Below are 16,253 nucleotides of genomic sequence, written 5' to 3'. Positions count from 1 at the left end.
GGCTATCGCTCTCATTTGCCCGCGCCCCAGCTCGCGATCGGTCCGCCGTTCGGACCGTGGCTGCGCAGGAACTCGGCGTGCAGTCGCTCACATGCGAGGCGGAGGGTTGTGGACCAGCCGATGACCTCGCCCCGGACGCTGACGCGGTAGCGGAGGTCGGTGGTGCTCACGCGACGCAGCTCGATGGTGCCGTAGACGCGGTCGTACGCGTCGAGCAAGCTCCATGTGCCCGTCGGACCTTCCTGCGCGGCAAGTAGCGGGTGCCATCGGCTCCGTTCGGCCATGAGCGTCCCCCCTCCGGCCGAACACGGATGAGCGTAGAAAGGGCCCCAGACATCGCCGAGCGGCTGCTGGGCGCGGTACGCGCACCTTTCTCCCATGAGCGATCGTGAACGCGTTGACGCTGTCCTGGAGCACGTGGCTGTGCTCGCGTTTCTGTACTACCCCGGCATCGAGGCGCATGATCCGGGCTACAGCCTCGCCGAGGACATCGAATGGTGCCTCGTACGGCTCGGTGACGTGTCCGACACCGAACGCGAAAGGATGGGCGGGCTCTTCGCGCGAGCGATCACCGACCCAACGGCGACGCGTGAGGAGCTGTTCACGGCGCTCGCGGAGCTCGACGGCGTGCTCACGGCGGATGGCCATGAGTGACGCGCAGCCGCGCGACGAAGAGCGAGCTGCGCGCCTCGCCGCGCAGCGGAAGGCATGGAACGACGCCCATCCGACGTACTACGCCGAGTACCGCGACCGGAACCGTGAGGAGATCCGCCGCAAGAACCGCGAGTACATGCGCGATCAGGCTCAACGCGAGCGCGACGAAAAGGAACGGCGCCAGAAGGGGATCGATCGCGCGAAGGCGTGGGCGAAGGAGCACCCCGAGGAACGACAACAAGCACGCGAACGGCACAAGCAGAAGCATCCCGAGGCGTACAAGCAGGCTCAGCGCGACTACTACCACCGGAATCGCGAGGCGATCGCCGAACGTCGGCGCGCTCGGGAGGCTGCCGACCCGGACAAGGCGAACGAGGCTCGTCGACGCGCGGTCGACCGTGCCCGGGAGGCCGGCCGCGATTCGGCCTGGTCACCGACCCCCGATCAGCGGGCGGCCTACCGCGAACGCGAGAACGAAGCGAGGCGCCAGGCGCGTCGCCGTGCCCGCGCCGGATTGCCGGACCGCCAACTCCACCGCGTGCACGCGCCGGAGCGTCGCCACAATGATGCCGCGGCCGACGCGTTCTTCGCGCAGAAGCGCTCCGGTGAGGACGTCGCTCGAATCCGTGCTCAGGACGAGCCGACTCCTCCCGAGCTGGTCCACGCCCTCCAGGAACGTTCGGACAACCGTCGAGTGGTGCGCGAGATCCTCGCAATCGCCGACGAGTACTTCGCCGAGCATGAGGTCGAGTTGCGGGCGCGCGTCGCCGAAGTATCACGCGCGCGATTCAGGGGCGGGATGCTGCCCCTCGACGTGTACACAGAGCCGCGTCGCCACGCGCTGGAGTTCGCCAGCCGCGGCTACCTCCGTGCAAGCGTCGCATCCCCGACATCGTCGTTGACGGTCTTCCGCTGGCTCACGACCGATCGTGCCAAGCGCGGACCCGAACTTTCGCTCTGATCGATCCTCATCGGGTCAGGCTCGGCCAGCGCTTCGCCAGCTGTGTCGCCGCGTACCCCTAGGCTGAGCGAATGATCGACTATGGGGAAGTCGTCGGCGACGGCATCGCCGCCGGGCTCGGGATGCTGTGGTCGGGGATCACAGCAAACCCGTGGACGGCGATCCTGTTCGTGGGGGCTATCGTCGGCGCACTTTGGCTGCAACTCACGCCCAACCGCCGGCGTCGCCGCCGATGACGGCGACCGAATCGGCCGGCGCCATCGGAGCGATCCCAGCTGCGGAAGTGATCACCGCATGCCTGCGCGCCCAAGCAGGGGTGCCCCGTCGGTCGAGAGCCGCCCGTGTCTTCGGTCGATCGCCGCTGTCGGAAGACTCCAGGCCGTGGTATCTCGGTGCCCTCGGCGAGCTGCAAGTCGCCGAACGATTGGCGAAGCTCGGTCCCGACTGGACTGTCCTGCATTCCGTACCCATCGGTGAGCGCGGGAGCGACATTGACCACGTCGTACTCGGCCCTGCAGGAGTTTTCACGCTCAACACGAAGTTCCACGAGGACGCCCGCATCTGGGTCGGAAGTACGCGGATACTTGTCAACGGACAGAAGACCGACCATCTGCGCAACTCCCGCTACGAGGCGCAACGGGTCGCCAAGAAGTTGACGGCGATGGCAGGTGAGCCCATCACTGTCCATCCGGCGATCGTGCTCGTCGGCGCCCGCAGCGTGACGTTTCGGGAGCGTCCTGCGGATGTCATGGTGCTCCGCGACACGGAACTGGTCCGCTGGCTCACTCGCCGAGCTGCGACGCTCGAACCCGGCCTGCGCGACCGCGTCGCTGAAATGCTGACGCGCCTGGAGACGCTGGCAACGATGTCGGGCACGCCAGCGGACGTAGACCTCTCAGCGTTTGCCGCTCTTCGCCACGAAGTGGGTGCTGCACGGCGCATTCGGATGTTGTGGGGAACGGCGATTCTGCTCGGCGGCGTCGCGGTGGCCGCGACTGTCGCCATCAACGCATACGCACCCCTCCTGGGAGGATAGGCCGGATGATGGACTCATGCCGCTGAGCTCGACCGTCGCGATGCTTCCCGATACTCCCGACTCACGGCTGCTCGCCGAACTGAGTTCCTACTCGGACGACTTATCCGAGGCGAGCGACGCGATCGACCAGGCGTTGCAAGCGGGCCACGACTCGCCCCTCTGGCAGCCGCTGACGAGCTACGCCGTGATCGCCTACATGCGCGCCTTCGCACACTCCAACGTCCGGTCCGGCCTGCTCGCCCACGTCCCCATCCCTGACGACCTGGTCGACACGCATGACATGATTCGCGGCTACCGGAACACGACGATCGCGCACTCGCAGTCGGAACTGTCGATGTCGCTGCCACTGGCCACGCTCACACCAGAAGGCAGCGTCAACAAGGTGATCCCGATCACCATCCGCCACAATCTTCCGCAGACCACAGCGCGTCGCGTCGCCGAAGCCATTGACCGGATGAGCGATCTTGTGTCTGAGATGATCAAACCGCTTGCCGAGCGGATGACCGTCGAGTACCAGGACGCAAGCCCCGACGCCGTTGCTGGCTGGCCCGTCCCCGATCTTGACCACGAGCACGCCGACCGGTTCACCGCGCAATCGAGAAGGCGGCGCCAGCCACGCTTCGTCGCGTATTGGGAGGTCGACGCATTGCCCCGCCAAGAACCTCGCTAGCGCAGCGGAGGCGCCGTCGACTGGAACCACTTTTGATGGCGGTCTGCTGGACCGCCATCAGAGACGTCTCAGGTATCTACCGCCCGGCGTTCTGCTCGATCAGCCGCAGCAGTAACTCGGGAGGTGTCATCTTGTTGACTAGCAACGCGTCTCGAGCCTCTTGCCCGCCGTGAACCGCGACGTAGGTAAGAGCCTCCAGCGATGCGTGCTCGTTTGCTGCGACAGCGGCGGCCGCTTTCGGATTGCGGCTGGACGCCGCGGCCATGATCCGCTGTTGATCCGTTCCCTCGGCGAATCCGATCAACATCGACTCCGGGAAGTTTGGATGTTTGATCGCGAGGTTGATCATGTCTTCGTCTTTGGTCCCGCCGTATGCGACCTGTCGAAGGAAGAACTCGGGTGCGTGCGGGTTGCGGATCAGCGCCTTTCGGACGGCGGCGTCGTTGCCGCGGTCGCCTCCGAATTGCTGGCGTGATGCAACAGCCTCGACGACATCCTTGTTGTTCGATCCCGCGAGACGGACAAGGAGGTCACCCTTCGTGTAATAGTCCTTCGCTACGAGTACGGCAGTCGGGGCGTCTCCCGTGTTCGCCAACTGTTCCAGGATCGCGAGCGGGAGCTCTCCATAGCGTGCGGCCAACGTCCGCCACGTCTCTGAGTTGCCCGTCTTGATCATGTGATCGAGCGCGGCTGCTGAGATTTCGAGGCCACCGAACACGTGATCCAATGAGCTGATCGACTTAAGGACCGCCGCTCGGACGGAAGGGTGCTCGTCGAAGGCCATGCGACTTCGAGCGGGCTCAGAGAGCGCGATCCAGAACGCGCCCGCGTTCGACGCTACCGCGGTGCGAATTTCGGGATCGATGTCTTGGGCCAATGTCTCGAACCCATCGCGGTATGCGACCTCACGAGGCTCTCGTGTATACCCGGAACGCTCATGCTCACGAATCGCGGCGTCCGGATGCGTCGCCCCTGCGGCGGCAACGCGAACCGAACGCTCAGCGTCCGCCGCGAGGCGCGCGAACGCATCGGCTGGCGTCGAACGATTCGCTGCGACTGCACTGCGAACTGAACTCGCCGGATCGCTGGCGAGCTCGTCGAGGATCTCCGGTGATGCGTCCGGATTGGCGGCAAATCCGAGCCGGTCGGCCTGACCATCCTCCCGCATCCAACTCCGACGAGAGATCTCGCGCCGAACCTTGCGCGCCATGTCGGCCTTGGCGGCGGCCGTTGCGCTGCCATCCCAGATCGTCCACGTGATGGTGTGACCGTCATCACGTTCGCTGCGTGTCGTAGTCCGACGCGCGACCCATTCGCCGTCGCTGAGGAACTCGAGAGTGCCGACCGCGGACCGCCGGTTATCCACGATGTCGCTCAAGATCCGCTCACGCGACCCCTCAAGATCGTGAGGCACACGATCAGGGTCGCCCTTCATCCAAAGCTCGCGATGAGCGCCGCGCGCCACAGCGTCGAGCACATCCGGAGGCGCTGCGTCATTCTTGGCCAGGGCTGCCCATACTTGCGCCTCCTCCGCGAGCCGTCGCTCATCGCGAGACGACGATGCCCGCGCGAGCACGCTCATGACCGACTCCACCAGCACGCTCATCGACTCAGCGGGTGTGTTCGAGTTGGCTGCAGCCGATATGAGCGGATCGAGTGGGAAAGCCTCACGCGCTGTGCTGTACGAGGGTCTCGGAGGTCGCGCCGATCTACGAGCAAGCTGGTCGCCCACGATCTTCGAGAGCACTGGTCCCGTGGCTGACGGATTGGCTGCCACTGCCGCGACAACGTCGGCCGCATCATCCACCGCGAGCCGCATCAGCAACTCGGGCGGCATAGACGCGTTGCCTGCAACGGATTTTCGTACGGCGTTGTCTGCGTCAGCCACGAGGCTGACGAGACTGGAGACCGGCATTCCCTGAACACGAGCCGCGGCCGCGCGAATGTTTGGCGCCGAATCGAGGGCGAGCATCTTTAGCACGTCCGAAGGCGCGACTGCCCGTGATGCAACGGCGAATCGCACACCGGCGCTCGAATGCTGTGCGAGGCGCCGCAACACGTCGGCCGGCGCGGACGTATCCTTGGCGTAGTCACGAAGAAGATCCTCACCAGCCGTGTCGAGAATCGCCAGGACGATCTCTGGCAGCAGCTCGGGCGGCGTACCCGAGTTACGTGCGATGGCCTCGAGAAGCACCGGATCCGTCGCGCGCGCCAGTCGCCGTATCTCAACGACGTCCTTCTCAAGTCGGCCTCGCGCCACGCCGGCGACACTCTCCGAAGAGTCAGCAGCGAGCAGCTCGAGAACTTCCTGCTTCGCGCCAGGTGCGATCGCTACGGCTCGGCGAACTGCCTCGTCTTTGTCGTTCGCGAGCAGCTCGAAAGTCGCCGAGCTTACGTATCCAGTGTTGCGCACATAGGAGATCCGCTTCGCAGGCGGTTCCATAGGGATCGTGGCCACGACGAGCGCGCGCAGATCAGCCTGCTCATACAGGTACGCTCGCGTCGATGTCGGGGTCGCGGGATTTTCGGCAAGGGCACGGGCAATCGCCCGCATCTTCGGCTTCTCCCGATCGTGCCAACTGAACAAGCCCCCCAGGGTCTCCGCCGAGGCGCGCGCGTTCCTCGCTACAGCCAGCTTGATTTCCAGCGGCGCGTCGCGCCAGGTGAGGCGGGAGAGAGTCGCTATCGGTGTGGCGGGATTGCCAGCCGCTGCAACCTTTTCTGCGAGAGTTACTCCCCGGCCGTTGATAACGTTCCTGAGAACAGCACCAGGCGTGCTCGGGTTTCCGAACGCGGCCGCGCGAACGTGCTCATCCCGGCTACTCGCGAGACGCTCGAGCGTGGCTTCAGGAGTGGAGGGATTACCGGCGACCGTGGCGACAATGCCAAGTATGCCGTCGCCGGCAAGAGCGGCCAGCGCGCTCGGGGGAGTGCTGGCGTTGCGCGCAACGAGCGCGCGAAGCTCCGGATTCCCGCTCCGAGCGAGCCTGGCCAAACGCGCTGGCCGAGTCTGCGGGTCTTGCGCCGCAGTACGGCCGAACATCACGGCATCCGACTTGTCGACACCCGAGACGTATGGCATCGACTTCCCGGTTGGGACCACGACGGGCAAGACGTTCCGGGCATTGACGCTCCTCGGGCAGCGGGCAACGTGGGTCAACACTATCGACAACGTGCGACATAGCGATCAACGCCGAGATGGATTGCCAGCCAGTCCGTGCCGCCTGAATCTACTGACGCAGTCATCGCAATGAGTAGCGTGGACTGTCATGGGCGGTGTTCAACGACTCCTCGACGAAATCGAATCGCGCGGATGGTCCGACGTCGAGAAGACAGTCTGCTCGGCATGCTTGACCGACTACGCGCTCAGCGCTGCGGTCCGTGAAGTCGGCGGACGCGCGCGATGCGACTACTGCCACAGCTCACCCAGTCACCCCGAGGCGAGCGCGTCCGTGAATATCGTGCTCGACCTAATCGTCGACGGCTTCCGCTACGAGTATGAGGATCCGGTCGAGCAGGTGGTCTACTCCTCCGCAGACGGTGGATACCAGATGGGCCTACTGGATCCGTGGGACCTCCTGGGAAACCACGAGGTCACGGAAGACGGCGATCTGTTCGAGGATCTTGCCACTGCGATTCAGCAAGACGCATGGGTCCAACGAGACCCCTACGCGGCGTCACCGACAGACGCACTGCGATGGGGATGGCAGTCCTTTCGCCAATATGTGAAGCATCGACGGCGGTACACGTTCCTGGTGCGCGACGCCACCTCCATGTATGGCGCAGGCGAGATCACGATGGATGCGATACCAGCCGCTATCGCCGACGCCGTGGAGACTGCGGGCCAAGTTCGAGTACTCGAGGCAGGAACGAAGTGGTGGCGTGTGCGTGTACACGCGCCGGGGGAGCAGCATCGTTCGGCGGCGGCACTCGGATCACCACCTGACCAGTGGGCCAAAGACAACCGCATGACCGCCAAGGGCATGGGAGCGTTCTATGGTGCGTCCACCGCAGTCGGCGCCCAAGCGGAAGTTGCTGGGTACGCGGACCCCACAGACGACGGAACGATCGGGGAGTTCGAACTACTCCGTGACATCACGGTGGTGGACCTGACGACCGTTGATGAGGTGCCCTCACTCTTTGATCCTGATCGACGCCACGAACGGGCACCGATCGCGTTCATGCGCGATTTTGTCGAGGACGTCGCTCGCGTAGCTGACCCCACGGATCACCAGAATCTGGACTACGTTCCCACTCAGATCGTGGCGGAGTACCTGAGGTACGAACTCCGGGGCCCAGCCGGTTCTGTGGGTGGCATCCTTTGGCGCTCTTCGAAAGACTCGACCGTGACGAGCTGCGTCGTTTTCGCGACGAACGAACAGATGGCCGAGGGAGGCTCCGCCGATGCCAACTCCACTCTCGTGCTCGACCCGATCACGGTTCGCGTTATAGCGGCACCCTTGTGAGGCGTCACCATGGGGTCGAGATTGATCGTCGCGAAAGTGTCGGTCAGCGTCCTTTGCCCGGAGTCGACCCAGCCGGCGTGATCACTGCGCCGTCCGTAGCAGGTCTTGGAACCTGGTCACGTGGATCGCAGATGCTATGAGTCGCGCGGCGACATTCCACAGGTGGATGCACCATCAATCCAACACCGCATTCCGCGTCACTCGTCGCGCCGGGTGTTCGCCGCGATGAAGGCGTCCTCCACAGCTCTGCGGCGGGCGACGTCCTCGACGACGAAGGTGCGGAAGTCGGCTGCTCGATCGTGGATCGGCGCTTCGGCGATCGCGGGCGCGGGTTCTTCTCCCGGCCAGGAGGTTTGCCGGGTGGCGCGGTCGCGGTCGAGGCGGGAACCGCAGGCGGCGACCCAGTCGTGCAGCCGCTCGCGTGCCTCGGCGAAGTCTTGGTGCCAGCCGAGTGGGGCGGAGCCGTTCTGCTGCTCGTGGTAGGCGCCGAGCCAGTGGAGGTGGAGGGCGGAGAGTTCCCAGACGAGCTCCGGGTGGCGGTGCCAGAGCGGGGGGATGATGGATGGTCCGAGCCCGTAGGTGCGGCGCAGCCAGTTCACCCATCGGTCGAGTTCGACCCACTCGAATGCCGCCTGGTCTGAAGTGAGCAGGTTCCAGTTCACGGGGCGCGGGACCGGGGGAAGACCTTCTGCCTCGGCATCCGGTTCGTCCTGCGGGGGAGGGTCGAACTGGAATCCAGGGAACTGGAGGGGCTCATCGGCAGCCATCGGTCTACCTCAGAGCGAGACAGGCCGCACGGCCGGCTTTGAGCTCGACGGTGCCGGCGGGGCGAGCTGCGGTGCGGTGCGTCGGCGCTGCAGGGTGTAGTTCGTCCGGGCCGAGTCATGCCCGAGGCGCTTTGCGACGAACTCCTCGGCCTCGACCGTCTCGCCGTCGCGCTGTCTCGATGAGGTGTGGGTGTACCCCTCGGCGATGAACGCGTCGCCCTTGTTGAACATGGCATAGGCGCGTTCCGCGTTCCGGCGGAACATCACGAGGTCGTGATAGGTCGTTTCGGTCTGGGTGAAGGTGCCGTCGTCGTTGCGTTCGAAGTGCTCCTGCCCGACGCGCACCCAGAATCGGGCCTCGCCCTTGGCGTTGAAGGCGAGCTGGGGCTCCGACGCGATGAAGCCGGAGAGGGACTGCTGGGTCTGAATCGTCATCGGATGCTCCTAGGGAGGCGGCCGCGGTTCGGCCATCAACAGGTAGGTGTGTGCGCTATCCCCGCCGCAGCTGCTCTTCGACCTGCGCGCGGTCCGCGCGCAGGTGAGCGCTGTCGGGCCGAGCCGTCCACTCACGCAGCTGCGTGACGATAGGCGGCGCCGCCCTCAGCATGAGCAGCGCGGTGCCGTACGGGAGCATGCGGATCACGTCGGGCGGCATGATCGGGACCCGTCGTGTCGAACGCTGATTCGAGCGCAACCCGCGCTCACCGACGGTGATCGAGTCGGTAACCTCGTCGCGATCGCCGATCAGTGTCGAGATGTCTTGGAGGTCGCGAGATCCGGATGCTCCGCCGAGCACGATCTTGGCGATGCTCGCGTCCCAGATCGCCGTCGCAGCGTTGTCGCCCCACCGCTGCCGAGCCTGAGCGAGCGACTGCAGCACCGGCATCGTGGTGATTCCAGTGCCGCCGCCCTCCGCCATCAACACAGGCAACGAGGGCAGAGGCGCAAGGTTTCCGATCTCGTCCAGAGCCAGGAGCAGCGGTGGATCAAGCCGCGAGCCCGGGGCGCGGGCGGCAACGCGTCGGGCAGTTTCGACGAGATCCTCGACGAGCGCGGCGACCAGGGACGACGAGGCGCCAGCACCCGCGCCCGTTGCCAGGAGGTAGAGGGTGCCGTTGTGGCGGAGGAAGGCTTCCGGGTCGAAGTGCTCGTCTTCACCGGGGCTGACGGCATCCAGTACGCGCGGGTCGGCCAGGGCCGAGAGTGCGAGCGAGACTCCCTGCCAGATCGAGTCCCGTGTTCGAGGGTCGGCGTCGATCATCGCCTCGAGGGACTCGGCCCAGCCTGTCGCCGCGCCCGGGGTCGTGGTGAGGATCGCGACCGCATCCTGTGCTGCTGCCGGGTCGAGGGTCCACCGGTACAGCTCAGCGGGCGACCGGCCGTCGAGGGCAGCCGCGTGCAGGAGCGCCTGGAGCGCAGTCCGTGTCTTCCCTTCCCAGAAGCCGCCGTTCTCGACTCCGACACTCGACAGGCCGGTTCCGGCCGCGAGTCCCGCAGCCCGAATCATCGCGGTGAGGGGGATCTCACACCCTCGCACCGGTGACCAGCGCAAACCGGCCGGGACGCCCGGGGCGAGTTGTTGAGGGTCGAATACAGCGACGGGTCCGCGTCTCATCCGTGAGCGAATGGTTGCGGTGAGGTTGTCTGGCCGGGTGGAGGTGGTCACGACCGCGCCCGGTGCGTCGAGGATCGAGTTGATGACGATGTGTGCGCCCTTGCCAGAGCGGGGTGGGCCGATCACGAGGATGGAGTCCTCGACCGAGGTCCAGACTTTGGCTCCGCGCGCCACACCGACGAGGTATCCGACGTCGCTGGGCTGCGGCTTGGTGACGGATGCCCGAAGGTGCGTCGCCCTCGACAGCAGTGCACGGTTCGAGGCTGCGCGGCGCACGTCTACCGACGTCGCGATTCCCGCGATGCGGTTGGGGTCCGAACGCGTGTGATGCGTGAGATTGCGGATGACTCGCCAGACCCACCACGCGGCGGTCGCGATCAGAGCAACGAGCACGGCAACGGCGGCCCAATAGACGATGGGGTTGAGTCCCGCGGAGCCCAGTGCGGCCCCAGGGTCGCCGGGTAAGCCGAAGACACCGATTCCGGCGGCGAGACCACCTGTCGGCTGTTCTGCTCCTGTCACGAACGCGGCGACGTTCCCGGCAACGCGGAGGACGCCGGCGACCGCGACAATTCCACCGAGAGCGAGGAGGGCGAGATTGGTCAGTGCGTCGTGCCCGGAGACATCGAGCCCGTTGTTGGCAGTCATGAGAGCTCCGCGATCACGCACGTTCCGGAGACTCGTCCGACGAGGACGACCTCGCCGTCGGCACTGACCCGGCAGATGCCCGGTTCCAGCAGCGCCCGGGCGGAGCCGTCCGTGGATGCCTTGGTGTGTCGCACGATGATCGCGACGGCGACCTCCTCCCCGGGGATGAAGCCGTCCTCGCCGAGCACCGTCCGCGGCGGCGCAACAAGCGGTGCGGCATCGATGAGGCCGTCGGCGACGGGCGTCGCGACGGCTTCGTCCCGGCGCGGCGGTTGCGCGGACGGATCAAGCTCCCTCTGCAGTGGCTGGGTGACGAGGTCGGTGAAGACGGTGCCGTCCGCTTCGTAGACCAGGACCCGCACCGGTGAGCCACGATCCTCCAGCACAGAGTCGATGACCGTCGCGAAGGATGAGCGTACCCAGGGCGGTCCGAATCGAGGGGGCTCGTACGGGGTCCCGTCGACCGCGACGGTCATCGTGCCGTCGGCGGCGATTGTCATTGCGACCACGGGCAGAACTGGCGGTACCGTGATCGCATTGGTCGCGGGTCGTGCCGCATGGATGATGCTCATTTCACGCCCTCCGTCATCCGGGTGGTGGTGTCGAACGCTGCGAGCTCTGCCGGGTGCAGCTGGTGCTGAACGACGAAGCTGCGGTCCTTGATCCGCCAGAGACCCTGCCCCGTGCCGAGCCCAGGCAGCAGGCTCTGCTCCGTGCCGGTGAGTCCCAGCGCGGTGGCGGTCGCGCCGAGCTGGTCGGCTTCCTGCCGGTAGATGATGCGGGTCTCGGCGTTCGCGAGCAGGGATGACGCGATCGCCCGCATCGCGGACCCCTGGTCGCCGACGTTGTCGAGGTCGGAGAGCTTGTGGAACACCAGCAGGTTGGCGATCCCATAGTGACGTGCGAGGCGCCACTGGGCGTCCATCCGTCGCAGCAGCGCCGGGTGTGACATGAGGCGCCAAGCTTCGTCGTAGATGACCCAGCGCTGCCCACCCTGCGGGTCGAGCAGCGCCGACTCCATCCACGCGGACGAGCACGTCATCAGCACGGAGACGAGCGTCGCGTTCTCTGCGACTCTCGAAAGGTCGAGGGAGATCATGGGGAGGCTGGGATCGAACGTGACCGTGCTGGGACCGTCGAACAGTCCCGCGAGGTCGCCGGCGACGAGTCTGCGGAGGGCGTGACCAACAACCCTGCCGTCTTCGACGAGGCGATGGTCGGCCCGGTGGGACTCGTCGGGGGAAAGAATCCGGTCGACGACCATCGGGAGGATCGGCGTCTCGCACGAGCGGACCGCATCGGCGAGCGCCAGGTCTATCGCGGTGTGCTCCAGCGGGCTCAGTGGTCGCTCGAGCACTGTTTCGGTGAGCGCTCCGATGAGATCGCGGCGCCGCGAGGCGACTTGACCCGCCCAGCTCTCGTCTGTGAGTCCGGATGGTCGGTGCCCCTCGTCCAGGGGGTTGAGGCGATTCGCCATCCCGTGTCCGAGCACGATCGCCTGGCCGCCGACTGCTTCGGCGACGGCGGTGTGCTCGCCCTTAGGGTCGCCAGGTACGTACACGCGTCGGGCGAAGGGGATCGACCTCGTGTAGAGGCTCTTGACGAGGGACGACTTCCCGGACCCGACGATCCCCGCGAGCACGATGTTCGGGGCAGTGATCATCCCTTGGGCGTACAGCACCCAGGGGTCATAGACGAACGACGCACCCGAGTAGAGGTCCTGCCCGACGAACACTCCCTGGGAGCCGAGTCCACCCTCGGCGAGGAACGGGTAGGCGCCCGCGAGCGTCGCGCTGGTGTCCTGGTGGCGGGGGAGGCGGAGGCTTCCCGGGGTGCGCAGCGCCGCGGACCTCGATTCGCCCGATGCGGGGAGATAGGTGGTTGCTCGCTGGTCGGCGCGCAGCGCCTCGGCCTCGGCGCGCTGAGCGGCGCTCGCCGCAGCTCGAGAGTCAGCGGTGAGTTTCTGGGACGCTGCCCGCCTGGCGCGCCGATCCTTTCGCCGTTCGCCTGCGGGGTCCACGAGAACGGCGGTGTGAAGCCGTTGGTCCTCGCGCCCGCTCATAGCGACATCCCGCTGTGTCGGCGGCTCTTCCATCTGAAGCCGGAGGAGGAGAAGGGAGAGGTGCGCACGAAGGAGTCGTCTGCATTGATCCGCGGCGCGATCGCCTCGGCGAGTGGGAGCAGTGCTCCCGGAGAAGCGGGCCCCCAGACGATGCGACCCGAGTGCTGAGATGCCCGATCCACGGCCAGTTCCGCCTGGGCGACAAGGGCGGATGCCCGCCGTAGCGCGGTTGCGGCCGCGTACGCTTCCTCGATGCCCGCCCCGAGATTGCCGTCTTCGGCGTGGGGGATCGCACTTTCGCTCGTATGGGCGGATGCCAGCTGACTAAGTACCTGCCCCAGTGATCTGAGGCCTCCCAGCACTTCTCCCACCACAGCGTAGGTCTCCTCCGGCTGGTCGAAGGATCGGGTTGCATGAGCGAGTGCTCGGAGCGCCTGGCAGGCTTCTTCGCCATCGACGACGGGATCTTGGAATGTAGGCATTTCGCTTCCCTTGCAACGGAGTCTCTGAGGAGGTGCGTGTGGGGTCCCCGCGGTCGGCCACGTCGGCTCAGATTGTTCGGCAGAGGGGGAGGGCGGCCGCGGCGAACGATTGCGCCTGCTGTCCTACCAGTCGGCGCGTCTCGCAGGCGGCCTGCACCGCAGCTTGCTCGACCGCGGCGACCGCGGCGTCGAGTTCATCGGCAGACGGGGCGGAGACCGCGACGAGGCCGGTATAGCGCAGCACGCCGTGCCCCGCGGTCAGGTCTGACTCCTGTTGGATGACGTCGTTGTACTCGGCTGTGCGCGCGGCATCCTCGATCTGACCGATCTTCGCTCGCTGAGCGGCGTCCGACAGAAGTCCCACCTTCTTCCTCCGGATGTCTCGCGCGGCGACGTCGGCGCGCACCGGGGTACAGATGAGGGTGAAGGTGCGCTGGATGCCGGAGGTGAGGAGCAGGGGAGAGAGAAACCCTGGGAAGACCTGGGATCGAGGCCATTCCGAGATCCACAGGACCGCGTGGTGCCCGGAGTCAGTGCGCAGCCGATCCCAGGACTCGGTGACGGCGACCGGTCCGGCTGTCGCAAGAGATCTGCCGATCTCGCCGTGGCGCTCAAGAGCGGGGGCAGCCGCAGGGTCGTAGGCGGACCGGAGCGTGACGGCCACCTCGCCCGGCGTGAGCCATTCGGTGGGGGTCAGGTCGGCGGCACGCAACGCCGTCGCGAAGGTGGTCATCTCCTGCCGGAGGACGCTCGCCGCGCCCTTCATCCCGCCACCCGCAGCCCGGATCTGCCGGGCGGCGGCACGCAGGTCCAGTGCGAGGGAGATGGTGGTCGCGTGGCGTTCGCCGGCGGGTCCGGCGCGTTCGATGAGTTCCTTGTACGTCACCGCCGGCCAGGTGTTGTCGTCGATGCCGTGACGTGCCCACCATTCGGCGAGGCCGCTTCCCGAGCTGGGGACGGTGCGTTCGGAGACCTGAACGCGGGCGATGCGCCCGGATCGGCACACGGTTGCGAGCACCCGACCCCAACCCGCCACTCGCCGTTCCTGCTCGCCGCTGTCGAGGAGGACGAACGCGGGATGGGTGATGCTCACGACGGCCGTCAACGTCTGGGCGTGTGGATCCTGGATCATGGCGGCGCCGGTTTCCGGATCCACCCATTCGCGGAGCGCTGCGGCGTCTCCGGGGAGAGCGAGCGTCCCGGCGGGACGTGGTCGCACGACGTCCACTCGGAATCTCAGCTGGCCTCCGATGCTCCGCCAACCCCAATGCAATGCGATCGGCACCCATTCGATGATCTTGCGTCCGCCGACGGGGACGAACGAGAACACGAGGCTGGTCGCCCAGATCGGTGAGGTAACGCCGAACAGGATGCCGCCGCCCATGTACACCGCGGTCGTGAACGCGATGAGTCCAATGGCGAGTGTCACGAGCTGTGCGAGCGACAGCCCGAGCAGTACGCCGCGCTTGGGTAGCCGGGAGAACTGAACCGGGCGGAGCTGATTCGTGCGCGTACTTGTGGCGGTCATGCGGGGGTCCTCTCGCGCGGAGTGGGAATCGGACGCGGCGGAGCAGCTGTGGGCTTCGGCTGTGGGGCCGGAACGGCGCCCGCCGGCGCACCCGTCATTGTCGGCAGCTCAGTCGGGACGGCGCCCTCGGCATGTCCGGATGCGGCGTGGCCGGCAGCAGCCCCGAGCTTCGGACCGGCGGTCGCCGCTTTGCTGAGCACCTGACCACCGATGACAACGGCTGCGGCGGGGCCGGCCGCCGCCGCGGCACCAGCTCCGCCTGCGCCCGCAGCTCCGGCTCCGGAAGCTCCCGCACTGACGGCGCCCGATGTGCCGGCGCTGGCTACCGCACCGCCCGCGGCGGGGGAGGGTGCCGTGGCGCCTGCTCCCGCGCTCTTCGAGGCGCCCGCACCGTCGAGGATCGATTTCGCCGCTCTCCCCGTCGCCGGTGTCACAGGCACAGGAACGGGACGGTTCATCGCGCCCTTCGCCTCCTGTTCCGTCGACATCGCGTGGTACATGTCGACTCCCACGAACGAGATGAACTTGTACGTCATGTAGGGGGCGAACGCCGCGACGAGCATGAGGACGACTCCGGCGATCGGGTCGCTGATGGAGGCGAGGTCGAGATCGATCGGTGCTGCAGTCTGGTTGACGGCGACGAGGAACAGGACGACGAGAACGAGTTTCGAGAACACGAGCGCGACGACGAACGCGACCCACTTGCCGAACCAGCCTCGCGCGGCATCCCACGAGAACCCCGCCAGCGCGATCGGGGCGAACACGATCGCGACGAGCAGGAGCGCTTTTCGGATAAGGAGCGAGAACCAGACGATTGCCGTCGCCGCTATCGCGAGCCCGGCGAGGAAGATCGTCAGGATCGCGCCGACACCCGGACTCGCGACGTTTACAGCCATCAGTCCGGTTGCCATGAGAGCAATGCGATCGCCCATCCCCTCCATCGTGTTGCCGGTGGCCTGGACGATCCCTATCGCCAATCGATCGGTGATCTCGAGGAGCGTCGCAGTGAGCGTGATTGCGACGAACGACCCGAGGACGGACTTGCCCAGTCCGATCGCGGCGCGTGAGAGCGCCGTCGGGTCGCGGTGCGCCAGCCCTGTGATCAGTTGGAGGCAGAAGAACACAAGCATGACGAAGAGCGCGACGCCGAAGAGGAGGTTGTACACCTGGATGTACTGCGCTCCCGTTACGTCGACGAGCGTTGTCGTGTCAAAGACCGTCCAGACGGCCTCGAAGAACCACGCAGCGGCGCCGCCGAGCGTGTGAGCGAGCCAGTCGAACGGCGCAGCGACGAGGGAAGCGACGCCGGAGCCAACGGATTGGCATACGTCGGCGATGACCGGGATGTCGCACACGCCAGCCAT

The 16,253-nt window shown here is 66.5% G+C and carries 16 protein-coding genes; 6 read left to right on the top strand and 10 right to left on the bottom strand.

Annotation, left to right across the window (positions count from 1 at the left end; translation table 11 throughout):
* Positions 1 to 11: 11 nt before the first annotated feature.
* Positions 12 to 284, bottom strand: coding sequence for a hypothetical protein (locus JOE53_RS06510; protein WP_204947201.1), 273 nt, complete (start codon positions 282 to 284; stop codon positions 12 to 14).
* A 94-nt stretch (positions 285 to 378) separates the two neighbouring features.
* Here JOE53_RS06510 and JOE53_RS06505 point away from each other — a divergent pair, with 94 nt between their 5' ends.
* From JOE53_RS06505 to JOE53_RS06485, 5 genes are all read left to right on the top strand, one after another.
* Positions 379 to 654, top strand: a complete 276-nt coding sequence (locus tag JOE53_RS06505; RefSeq protein ID WP_204947200.1) for a hypothetical protein — start codon at positions 379 to 381, stop codon at positions 652 to 654.
* Positions 647 to 1,615 carry a hypothetical protein gene (locus JOE53_RS06500; protein WP_204947199.1) on the top strand — a complete coding sequence of 323 codons (969 nt, stop codon included), beginning with the start codon at positions 647 to 649 and terminating at the stop codon, positions 1,613 to 1,615. The genes JOE53_RS06505 and JOE53_RS06500 overlap by 8 nt, the downstream gene beginning before the upstream one ends.
* Positions 1,616 to 1,686: 71 nt before the next feature.
* Positions 1,687 to 1,851, top strand: coding sequence for a hypothetical protein (locus JOE53_RS06495; protein ID WP_204947198.1), 165 nt, complete (start codon positions 1,687 to 1,689; stop codon positions 1,849 to 1,851).
* Entirely contained in the window at positions 1,848 to 2,651 is an 804-nt protein-coding gene (locus tag JOE53_RS06490; RefSeq protein WP_204947197.1) for a nuclease-related domain-containing protein, read from the top strand. The genes JOE53_RS06495 and JOE53_RS06490 overlap by 4 nt, the downstream gene beginning before the upstream one ends.
* A gap of 16 nt (positions 2,652 to 2,667) precedes the next feature.
* Positions 2,668 to 3,321, top strand: coding sequence for a hypothetical protein (locus JOE53_RS06485; RefSeq protein ID WP_204947196.1), 654 nt, complete (start codon positions 2,668 to 2,670; stop codon positions 3,319 to 3,321).
* Between the two features lie 76 nt (positions 3,322 to 3,397).
* Here JOE53_RS06485 and JOE53_RS06480 read toward each other — a convergent pair whose 3' ends face one another.
* Positions 3,398 to 6,403, bottom strand: a complete 3,006-nt coding sequence (locus tag JOE53_RS06480) for a variant leucine-rich repeat-containing protein (protein WP_204947195.1) — start codon at positions 6,401 to 6,403, stop codon at positions 3,398 to 3,400.
* A 187-nt stretch (positions 6,404 to 6,590) separates the two neighbouring features.
* Between JOE53_RS06480 and JOE53_RS06475 the strand changes: the two genes are divergently transcribed.
* On the top strand, positions 6,591 to 7,787 hold the full coding sequence (locus tag JOE53_RS06475; RefSeq protein ID WP_204947194.1) for a HEPN-associated N-terminal domain-containing protein: 1,197 nt from the start codon (positions 6,591 to 6,593) through the stop codon (positions 7,785 to 7,787).
* Positions 7,788 to 7,984: 197 nt separating this feature from the next.
* Here JOE53_RS06475 and JOE53_RS06470 read toward each other — a convergent pair whose 3' ends face one another.
* The 8 genes from JOE53_RS06470 to JOE53_RS06435 form a co-directional block, all read right to left on the bottom strand.
* The gene (locus JOE53_RS06470) at positions 7,985 to 8,554 is read right to left on the bottom strand and encodes a hypothetical protein (RefSeq protein ID WP_204947193.1); all 570 of its coding nucleotides are present in this window, start codon (positions 8,552 to 8,554) and stop codon (positions 7,985 to 7,987) included.
* A gap of 9 nt (positions 8,555 to 8,563) precedes the next feature.
* A complete protein-coding gene (locus tag JOE53_RS06465) occupies positions 8,564 to 8,989 on the bottom strand; it encodes a single-stranded DNA-binding protein (RefSeq protein ID WP_204947192.1) in 426 nt (141 codons plus the stop codon).
* A 55-nt stretch (positions 8,990 to 9,044) separates the two neighbouring features.
* Positions 9,045 to 10,817: a TraM recognition domain-containing protein gene (locus tag JOE53_RS06460; RefSeq protein ID WP_204947191.1), complete on the bottom strand. Its 1,773-nt coding sequence runs from the start codon at positions 10,815 to 10,817 to the stop codon at positions 9,045 to 9,047.
* Positions 10,814 to 11,389, bottom strand: coding sequence for a hypothetical protein (locus JOE53_RS06455; protein WP_204947190.1), 576 nt, complete (start codon positions 11,387 to 11,389; stop codon positions 10,814 to 10,816). The genes JOE53_RS06460 and JOE53_RS06455 overlap by 4 nt, the downstream gene beginning before the upstream one ends.
* Positions 11,386 to 12,879 carry an ATP-binding protein gene (locus tag JOE53_RS06450; protein WP_204947189.1) on the bottom strand — a complete coding sequence of 498 codons (1,494 nt, stop codon included), beginning with the start codon at positions 12,877 to 12,879 and terminating at the stop codon, positions 11,386 to 11,388. Before JOE53_RS06450 ends, JOE53_RS06455 begins: the two co-directional genes overlap by 4 nt.
* A complete protein-coding gene (locus tag JOE53_RS06445) occupies positions 12,876 to 13,361 on the bottom strand; it encodes a hypothetical protein (RefSeq protein ID WP_204947188.1) in 486 nt (161 codons plus the stop codon). The genes JOE53_RS06450 and JOE53_RS06445 overlap by 4 nt, the downstream gene beginning before the upstream one ends.
* A 67-nt stretch (positions 13,362 to 13,428) precedes the next feature.
* A complete protein-coding gene (locus JOE53_RS06440) occupies positions 13,429 to 14,889 on the bottom strand; it encodes an SCO6880 family protein (RefSeq protein WP_204947187.1) in 1,461 nt (486 codons plus the stop codon).
* Positions 14,886 to 16,253, bottom strand: coding sequence for a conjugal transfer protein TrbL (locus JOE53_RS06435; protein WP_204947186.1), 1,368 nt, complete (start codon positions 16,251 to 16,253; stop codon positions 14,886 to 14,888). Before JOE53_RS06435 ends, JOE53_RS06440 begins: the two co-directional genes overlap by 4 nt.

The sequence above is a fragment of the Microbacterium laevaniformans genome, from assembly GCF_016907555.1.
GTDB classification, from domain to species: Bacteria; Actinomycetota; Actinomycetes; order Actinomycetales; family Microbacteriaceae; genus Microbacterium; species Microbacterium laevaniformans.
The sequence above is the reverse complement of the archived record's forward strand: the minus strand, read 5'-3'. Positions and strand labels throughout refer to the sequence as shown.